This window comes from Lunatimonas salinarum, assembly GCF_017811155.1.
Classification (GTDB): Bacteria; Bacteroidota; Bacteroidia; order Cytophagales; family Cyclobacteriaceae; genus Lunatimonas; species Lunatimonas salinarum.
This window is the reverse complement of the sequence record NZ_JACVCV010000097.1, coordinates 1-727: the sequence shown is the minus strand read 5'-3', so window position 1 is coordinate 727 and position 727 is coordinate 1. Positions and strand designations below refer to the sequence as shown.

1 protein-coding gene is annotated in these 727 nt (G+C 50.9%); it reads right to left on the bottom strand.

All coding sequences use genetic code 11. The annotated features are described in order from the left end of the window. On the bottom strand, positions 1-727 hold a 727-nt coding region (locus IAQ59_RS22060), incomplete at both ends, for an Rpn family recombination-promoting nuclease/putative transposase (protein WP_209333020.1).

The window sequence follows — 727 nt, the reverse complement described above, 5'->3', positions numbered from 1 at the left end:
CCCTTCTGCTCGCTGGCATCTAGGGCGTTTTTGAGGTCTCGGTAGCGCTTGAGGCTCTGCTCGTATGCTTGGCGGTCCTTCTTCTCCAGATTTGTTATCGTAGCTATGTCCATGATTTTTTCAAATATCTTTTCTTTTACCCTCGCCGGCAGTCTATCCAAAAACTCCAGGTTCTTTAGTATATACAGCCATTTGTCGAATTTGGTTTCCAGTTCCGCCTCCCCCTTGTCAAATTTGGGGATTTCTACATAGACAAACTGAAGCTTGTCACTGAAGACCCGACCGGTCTCCCCGTCCAGCAGTCCCACCCGGTGAAGATACCGGTCATCGTCAGGATCGAGCACAAAGTCAAGTAGGGCTATGCAATATACTGCCTTGAGCGAATAATCCCAGTCCCCCCGCTTTCCCTGTTCCTGTAGGGGGTAGGTGGCGTAAAACAGGGATCGGTCCCTGAGATTGAGCTGGAAGGCTTTTTGCATCTCTACGATGAATCGCTCCCCTGACTCTGCTACGCAATAGATATCGAAGACTACCTTCCGGTCAAGCTTACCCGCACCGAGGTGCTCGTTCCTGGAAAACTCTAGGCTGGCAATGGGTCCGGTTTCGGGTTCTAGCACGGCATTGATGAAGTCGAGTAGCAAGTCCTTGGAGGCCTCTTCCCCAAAGAGCTTCTTAAACCCGAAATCGGTAAAGGGGTTTATGTTCCGTGGCGTGGCTTGCATGGGTT